This is a genomic window from Geodermatophilus sp. CPCC 205761, from assembly GCF_051383655.1.
GTDB lineage: Bacteria > Actinomycetota > Actinomycetes > Mycobacteriales > Geodermatophilaceae > Geodermatophilus.
This window is the reverse complement of sequence record NZ_JALPKQ010000042.1, coordinates 40684-47958: the sequence shown is the minus strand read 5'-3', so window position 1 is coordinate 47958 and position 7275 is coordinate 40684. Positions and strand designations below refer to the sequence as shown.

The 7275-nt window shown below is 76.9% G+C and carries 8 protein-coding genes and 1 pseudogene; 7 read left to right on the top strand and 2 right to left on the bottom strand.

Annotated features, from left to right (window positions below; all coding sequences use genetic code 11):
- Positions 1-641: pseudogene (locus tag MY526_RS21270) on the bottom strand (hypothetical protein); the annotation flags it as partial.
- 249 nt (positions 642-890) lie between these two features.
- Between MY526_RS21270 and MY526_RS21265 the strand changes: the two are divergent.
- The 4 genes from MY526_RS21265 to MY526_RS21250 are packed head-to-tail and all read left to right on the top strand — an operon-like array spanning position 891 to position 2881.
- The gene (locus MY526_RS21265; protein ID WP_436693895.1) at positions 891-1697 is read left to right on the top strand and encodes an SDR family NAD(P)-dependent oxidoreductase; all 807 of its coding nucleotides are present in this window, start codon (positions 891-893) and stop codon (positions 1695-1697) included.
- Positions 1698-1710: 13 nt separating this feature from the next.
- Positions 1711-2289: a class I SAM-dependent methyltransferase gene (locus MY526_RS21260; RefSeq protein WP_436693896.1), complete on the top strand. Its 579-nt coding sequence runs from the start codon at positions 1711-1713 to the stop codon at positions 2287-2289.
- Positions 2290-2320: 31 nt separating this feature from the next.
- Positions 2321-2446, top strand: coding sequence for a hypothetical protein (locus tag MY526_RS21255; protein ID WP_436693897.1), 126 nt, complete (start codon positions 2321-2323; stop codon positions 2444-2446).
- Between the two features lie 9 nt (positions 2447-2455).
- Positions 2456-2881, top strand: a complete 426-nt coding sequence (locus MY526_RS21250; protein WP_436693898.1) for a DUF1801 domain-containing protein — start codon at positions 2456-2458, stop codon at positions 2879-2881.
- Here the strand turns inward: MY526_RS21250 and MY526_RS21245 are convergent, their stop codons facing one another.
- Positions 2882-4162, bottom strand: coding sequence for a phosphoribosyltransferase family protein (locus tag MY526_RS21245; protein WP_436693899.1), 1281 nt, complete (start codon positions 4160-4162; stop codon positions 2882-2884).
- A 204-nt stretch (positions 4163-4366) separates the two neighbouring features.
- Here MY526_RS21245 and MY526_RS21240 point away from each other — a divergent pair, with 204 nt between their 5' ends.
- From MY526_RS21240 to MY526_RS21230, 3 genes are all read left to right on the top strand, one after another.
- On the top strand, positions 4367-4561 hold the full coding sequence (locus tag MY526_RS21240) for a three-helix bundle dimerization domain-containing protein (protein ID WP_436705004.1): 195 nt from the start codon (positions 4367-4369) through the stop codon (positions 4559-4561).
- 65 nt (positions 4562-4626) lie between these two features.
- On the top strand, positions 4627-5604 hold the full coding sequence (locus MY526_RS21235) for a zinc-binding dehydrogenase (RefSeq protein ID WP_436693901.1): 978 nt from the start codon (positions 4627-4629) through the stop codon (positions 5602-5604).
- Between the two features lie 30 nt (positions 5605-5634).
- Positions 5635-7254 (top strand): ABC-F family ATP-binding cassette domain-containing protein, encoded by a 1620-nt coding sequence (locus tag MY526_RS21230; RefSeq protein ID WP_436693902.1) that lies wholly within the window; start codon positions 5635-5637, stop codon positions 7252-7254.
- Positions 7255-7275: the final 21 nt, after the last annotated feature.

Sequence of the window (7275 nt, the reverse complement as noted above, 5' to 3'; positions counted from 1 at the left end):
ATGGAAACGTCCCGCCCCCGGGGGGGCGCCGGGACGGCGGGGGGGGGGCCGGGGAGGGGGCTCGCGGGCGGCGGCACCGGCGACGGCGCGACGGAGTCCGCTGCCTCCGCGACCGGGCCCGGCTGGACCGCCCCCGACACGGCCGGCACGGCGGGACCCACGGCACCGGCGGCGGCGTCCGGAGCCGGCGGGAGGGGGGCGGCCGGCAGCGCAGCGGCGGATCCGGCGACGGGCTGCGGCACACCCGCCGCCCGCGGGAGGACGCCGGTCCCGACCGGCGTGACGACGTCGGCCACGGGCGCGGCGACGTCCCGGACAGGGGGCAGGACGTCGGCGACCACGGGCGCCACGACGTCGGCCACCGGGCTCACCGCTCCGGTCACCGGGGCGACGATCGCCGGGGCGACACGGGTGAGTTCGGCGACGACCGGCGGGGCGACCGCACCGAGGGCGTCGGTTCCCGGCTCCAGGTCGGGCAGCGCGGCGTCCACGACCCCGGTCAGCAGGGCTGCCGGGGACGCGGGCCCCTCGTCGGCCGAGGCGCCGGACGCTCCGGCCAGCCACAGGCCGAGGCCGAACCCGCCGAGCAGCAGGGTCCGGGCGAGCCGGCGGTGGGGGCGTGCAGGAGCATCGTCGGACATCTCCTCACCCCCACTCCTCGTACTCGATTAGTCACACGAGGTTATGGCCAGAGAGCGGCGGCAGCGCGCCGAGAGACGTCGTCCGAACGGGCGAACTCCGGTCCGCGCCGTCACCCGGCGTGACCCCGCGCCGGGCGACCGCGGCGGCCCCCGGTTGCTGCACATCGGGGTCCGGAACTCCGCGGAGGTGAGGGCGCGGGATCTGTGGGTACCGGCGGCCCCGGACCACACCCGATCGAGAGACTCCCCATGACCCAGCTCGACACAGACCTGGCACGTCCCGCAGCCGCCCCCATCCCCCTCCGCCCGCGCGGACGACGGCTCGCCGGACGGCGGGTGGTGGTGACCGGCGGGGCCGAGGGCATCGGTGCGGCGATCGTGCGGGCCTTCGCCGACGAGGGCGCCACCGTCGCCGTCGTCGACCCCCGCGGCGAGTCGGCCGGCCGGTTGGCCGCCGAGGTCGGCGGGCGGGCGTACCGCGCGGACCTGACCGACCCGCTCGACACCCGCGAGGCGATGGAGAAGGCGATCGGCCGGCTCGGCGGCGTCGACGTGCTGGTCACCTGCGCCGGCGAGCAGCGGTACGCGCCGCTCCTGGAGATGGACCCGGTCGACCTCGGCGACGCCTTCACGCTGCCGACGCAGTCCATGCTCGTCGCCATCCAGGCCGCGGCCTGCGCGATGGTCGGCTTCCGTGCCCCCGGCGACGATGCCGTCGGCAAGATCGTCGCGGTGACCAGCGCCGGCGGGCCGGGCGGCGGCGGACCGGCGCACCACGCCGCGGCCAAGGCCGCGGTCGTCGCGCTCACCCGGGCCGCGGCGCAGGAGCTCGGCCCGCACGGCATCACGGTCAACTGCCTGTGCCCGGGCAACGTGCTGCACGGGACCGCCGCGCGCAGCCGGCGCGAGGTCGCCGAGTGGTCGGCGCACTCGCCGCTTGGCCGGCCGGGCGAGCCGCAGGACGTGGCCCGCGCCGCGCTGTTCCTCGCCTCCAGCGACTCGGACTACCTCACCGGCGACGCGCTCAACGTGGCCGGCGGGATGGCCCTGCACTGACACACTGCCGGGCGTGCGGGCACAGGACTGGGACGCGCGCTACGCCGAGCAGCAGCAGTGGTCGGCCGGGCCCAACGCGCTGGTCGCCGAGCTCCTCGCCGGCCTGGTGCCCGGCCGGGCGGTCGACCTCGCGGCGGGGGAGGGGCGGCACGCGCTGTGGCTGGCCGACCTCGGGTGGCAGGTGACCGCGGTCGACTTCTCCGCGACCGGGCTGGGCCGCGGCCGGGAGCGGCCCGGCGCCGACCGGGTGGCGTGGGTGACCGCCGACGTCCTCGACTGGGACGCGCCGGCGGCCTCGCACGACCTCGTGCTGGTCGCCTACCTGCACTTGCCGGAGGCCGACACGACCGGACTGCTGCGGCGGGCCGTGGGCTGGCTGCGTCCCGGTGGTCGGCTGCTGGTCCTGGGCCACGACGTCGACAACCTGGCGCACGGCGTCGGCGGCCCGCAGGACCCGGCGATCCTGCACAGCGTGGCCCGGCTGGCCCCGGTGGCCGAGTTGCTCGCCGTCGACCGGCTGGAGCAGGTGCGCCGCGAGACCCCGGCCGGCACCGCGCTGGACACGCTGCTCTGGGGACGGCGGAGGGCCTGAGACGTCGTCCCCCGGCGGTAGCCTGCCGCGCGTGATGGGGATGGGCGGGGTCGGTGGTGAGCGGGCGCGACGACGACGGCGGCTGGTCGCCGGCGTCGTGGTGCTCGCGCTGGTGATCGTGGCCGGGGCGACCGTGCTGTCCCTCGCGCTCGGCTGAGGAGGGGCAGTGGAGAACGACATCGAGGCCTGGTTCGCCGCGGCCGGTCCGCGCGAGGAGGAGCTGCGCCGGGTCGACGCACTGGTCACCGCCGCCGCGCCGGGCATCGACCGGCAGCTGGTGCCGGCCGGCGCGCAGCAGATGCTCGGCTACGGCCTCATGCCCTACCGCCCGAAGTCGGCCAAGGAGACGACGATGTGGCCGCTGATCGCCCTGGCGGCGCAGAAGCGGCACCTGTCGCTGTACGTCTGCGCGGTCGTCGACGGCGAGTACCTGCCGGAGACGCGGGCGGAGCGGCTGGGGAAGGTCTCCTGCGGCCGCAGCTGCATCCGCTTCACCTCGCTGGAGAGGGTGGACGCCGGCGAGCTGGGCACGCTGGTCCGAGACGCCGTCGCGGTCACGAGGGCGGGCGGGAACGCCTACTACGCCGCCTGATCAGCCCGGCCGGCTCAGGTGGCCGGTGAACCAGTCGCGGGCCAGCCCGGCGGCCTCGTCGAGGGTGCCCGGTTCCTCGAACAGGTGCGTGGCCCCGGGGACGACGGCCAGCCGGTTCTCGCAGCACAGCCGGGCCTGCGCCGCCCGGTTGAGGTCGAGGACCTGCTCGTCCCGCCCGCCCACGATCAGCAGCGTCGGTGCGCGGACCTCGCCCAGCCGCGCCCCGGCGAGGTCGGGCCGCCCGCCACGGGAGACCACCGCGCCGACGCCGTCGTCCCGGGCGGCCGCCGACAGGGCCGCCGCGGCGCCGGTGCTGGCGCCGAAGTAGCCCAGCGGCAGCCGCGCGAGGTCCCCGCGGCGCACGTCGGCCGCGACCGCGGCCAGCCGCTCCGCCAGCAGCTCGACGTCGAACACCGCGCTCCGGTCGGCCTCCTCGGCCGGGGTGAGCAGGTCGACCAGCAGCGTGCCCAGCCCGGCGGCCTGCAGCAGCTCCGCCACCCGCCGGTTGCGGGGACTGTGCCGGCTGCTGCCGCTCCCGTGCGCGAACACGACCAGCGCCGTGGCACGCGCCGGCACGGTCAGCCGCCCGGGCAGGGACAGCCCACCGGCGTCCGCGGTCACCTCGTCGTCCCGGGGCGCCGGGCTCCCGGCCCGCGACCGCCGCAGCAGCTCGACCACCTCGTCGTCGGCCGTGGGCCCGAAGTCGTCGTAGGCCTGGCCGACGGCGGCGAACCGGTACGGGCTCTCCAGGCAGACCAGCTCGTCGACCTCCGGCTCGATCTCGCGCAGCGACTGCGGCGAGCCGACGGGCGCGGCCAGCACCACCCGGGCCGCCCCGTGCGCCCGCGCGACGGCGCAGGCCGCGCGGGCCGTGGCACCGGTCGCGATGCCGTCGTCCACGACCACCGCCGTCCGGCCCTCCAGCGGCGCCCGGGGACGGTCGCCGCGGAACTGCCGGGCCCGCCGTTCCAGCTCCTCCTGCTCCCGCTGCCGGACGTCGGCCAGGGTCTGCTCGGCGACGCGGCCCATGCGCAGCACGTCGTCGTTGACCACCACGACGCCGTCCTCGCCGACCGCCCCCATGGCCAGCTCCGGGCGCTGCGGCAGGCCGAGCTTGCGGACCAGGATCACGTCCAGCGGCGCACCGAGGGCGCGGGCCACCTCGGCGGCGACCGGCACGCCGCCGCGGGGCAGGCCCAGCACGACGACCTCGGGCCCGGCCATCGACGCCAGCCGGCGGCCCAACTGTGCCCCGGCGTCCCTGCGGTCGGCGAACGGCACGCGCCACCTCCTCCGCTGCCGTGCCCATGCTCCGCGCACGGGCCCGGGGAGACCAGAGGCCGGTGCCCCGCGGCGGCCGGATCGGGCCGCCGGGGACCTAGGTCCCTGGTGCCGCCTCCGGGCGCCCGCAACCCTGGGTGGCGTCCGATGCCGACCGGTGTCGACCACGACCCCACCGGCACGCCCCCTTGGAGGGCCCACCGCATGACGCTGACCGACGATCCCGCCGTCGACCAGGCCGTCGCCCGACTCGCTGACGAGTTCCGGGCGCGCCTGCGGCCGCAGGTGATCGGCACCGTGGTCCGCAAAAGCCGACGGGACCTCAGCGGAGTACCGGCCACCGCGCTGCCGGAGCTGGTCGAGCGCCTGGCGCGGGCGCGGCTGGAGGCCCAGAGCTGAGCCGCGCGGGTCGGATCCGCCGGAGGGGTTGACCTCGAGCGCGCTCGAACTCCTTCGATGACGGCGTGCGCGCCATCCGACTCCACGCCTTCGGTCCCGCCGGCAACCTGGTCCTCGACGAGCTGCCCGACCTGCACCCGGACCCCGGTCAGGTCCGGGTCGCGGTGGCGGCCAGCGGCGTCCACCTGCTCGACACCACGCTGCGCCGGGGAGAGCCCGGCCCCGTCCCGCTCCCCGAGCTGCCGACCGTCCCCGGCCGGGAGGTCGCGGGCCGCGTGGACGCGGTCGGCGACGGCGTCGACGCCGCCTGGCTCGGCGCGCGCGTGGTCGCCCACCTGGGCGCGGTCCCGGGCGGGTACGCCGAGCAGGCGGTCACCGCGGTCGGCTCGCTGTTCCGCGTGCCCGACGACGTGGGTGCCGACGCCGCGGTCGCCGCCGTCGGCACCGGCCGCACCGCCCAGGGCATCCTGGAGCTCGAGCCGCCGTCCGCCGACGACGTCGTCCTGGTGCCGTCCGCGGCCGGCGGGCTGGGCTGGCTGCTTGTGCAGGCCGCCCGGGACGCCGGCGCCACCGTGGTGGCCGCCGCCCGCGGGGAGGCGAAGCTGGCGCGGCTGGCCGACCTCGGTCCGGACCTGCTGGTCGACTACGGCGACCCGGGCTGGGCGGCCGCCGTCCGCGCGGCCGTGGGCGGGGTGAGCCTCGTCTACGACGGCGTCGGCGGCGAGGTGGGCCGGACCTGCCTGGAGCTGCTCCGCCCCGGCGGGCGGCAGGTGCTGTTCGGGTTCTCCGCGGGCCGGCCGACCGCCTTCGACACCTCCGACGTGGTCGCCCGCGGGATCTCGGTGGGCTGGAGCCTCGGCCCGCGGATGGCGGCGCTCCCCGGCGGCATCCCGGGCCTGGCCGGGCGGGCACTGGAGCGGGTCGCCTCCGGGGCGTGGTCGCCGCTGGTCACCGCCTACCCGCTCGCCCGGGCGGCCCGGGCGCACGAGGACCTCGAGCAGCGGCGGGCCATGGGCAAGGTGGTGCTCCGACCCGGGGAGTGACGCGGTTGCCGGTCGCCGGAGGATGGCGGGGTGGGCTACGTCGACGTGATCGGGATCCGGCACACCCTCCCCGACGGTCGGGTGCTGCTCGACGACGTCTCCTTCCGCATCGGGGACGGGGCGCGCGCCGCGCTGGTGGGGGAGAACGGCGCGGGCAAGACCACGCTGCTGCGGATCATCGCCGGCGACCTGACCCCGGAGGCCGGCTCGATCGCCCGGACCGGCGGCCTCGGCGTGATGCGGCAGTTCATCGGCTCCGTCCGCGACGACAGCACGGTCCAACGGATGCTCATCGACCTCTCGCCACCCGCCGTCCGGGCGGCCTGGGACACGCTGGAGTCCGCCGAGCTCACGCTCATGGAGACCGATGACGAGCGTTCGCAGATGGCCTACGCCGACGCGCTCGCGCAGTGGGGTGACGCGGGCGGCTACGACGCCGAGGTCACCTGGGACACGGTCACGGTCGCCGCCCTCGGCGTTCCCTACGACCGCTGCAAGTACCGCGAGCTGTCGACGCTCTCCGGTGGGGAGCAGAAGCGGCTGGCGCTCGAGGCGCTGCTGCGCGGTCCCGACGAGGTGCTGCTGCTGGACGAGCCGGACAACTACCTCGACGTGCCCGGCAAGCGGTGGCTCGAGGAGCGGCTGCTCGACACCCGCAAGACCGTCGTGTTCGTCAGCCACGACCGGGAACTGCTCGCGCGGGTGGCCGACCGGGTGGTCACCGTCGAGGGCGGGACGGCGTGGGTGCACGGCGGCGGCTTCGTCAGCTACCACGCGGCCCGGACGGCGCGGCACGAGCGGCTGGCCGAGCTGCGGCGACGGTGGGACGAGGAGCACCAGCGGCTGATCGACCTGGTGCGCACCCTGCAGCAGCAGGCCGCCAACTCACCGGACATGGCCAACCGGTACCACGCGATGCAGACCCGGCTGGCGAAGTTCGAGGCGGCCGGCCCGCCGCCGGAGCGCCCGCCGGAGCAGAAGGTGGCGATGCGCCTGCGGGGCGGGCGCACCGGCGTCCGGGCGGTGATCGCCGAGCAGTTGGAGCTGACCGGGCTGATGCGGCCGTTCGACCTGGAGGTCTGGTACGGCGACCGGGTCGGCGTCCTGGGCGCCAACGGTGCGGGCAAGTCGCACTTCCTGCGGCTGTTGGCCGGTCAGGACGTCGCGCACACCGGCGCGTGGCGGCTGGGCGCCCGGGTGGTGCCGGGGTTCTTCGCGCAGACCCACGCCCATCCGGAGTGGCAGGAGCGCACGCTGGTCGACCTGCTCTGGCACGGCGAGCCGGGTCGTCCCGGCGTCGACCGCGGCCGCGCGATGGCGGCCCTCCGGCGCTACGGCCTGGCCGATTCCGGCGACCAGCTGTTCCGCACCCTCTCCGGCGGGCAGCAGGCGCGCTTCCAGGTGCTGCTGCTGGAGCTCTCGGGCGCCACGCTGCTGCTGCTCGACGAGCCGACCGACAACCTCGACGTGCTGTCGGCCGAGGCGCTGGAGGAGGCGCTCGAGGCGTTCGACGGGACGGTGCTGGCGGTCACCCACGACCGGTGGTTCGCCCGCTCCTTCGACCGCTTCCTCGTGTTCGGTGCCGACGGGCGGGTCTACGAGTCGGCCGAGCCGGTGTTCGACGAGACCCGGGTGCAGCGCGCCCGCTGATCGGCCGCCGTCGTTCCGCCG

Coding starts and splice junctions, on each gene's coding strand:
- MY526_RS21265 (WP_436693895.1), top strand. CDS start 891: ATGACCCAGCTCGACACAGACCTGGCACGTCCCGCAGCCGCCCCCATC.
- MY526_RS21240 (WP_436705004.1), top strand. CDS start 4,367: ATGACGCTGACCGACGATCCCGCCGTCGACCAGGCCGTCGCCCGACTC.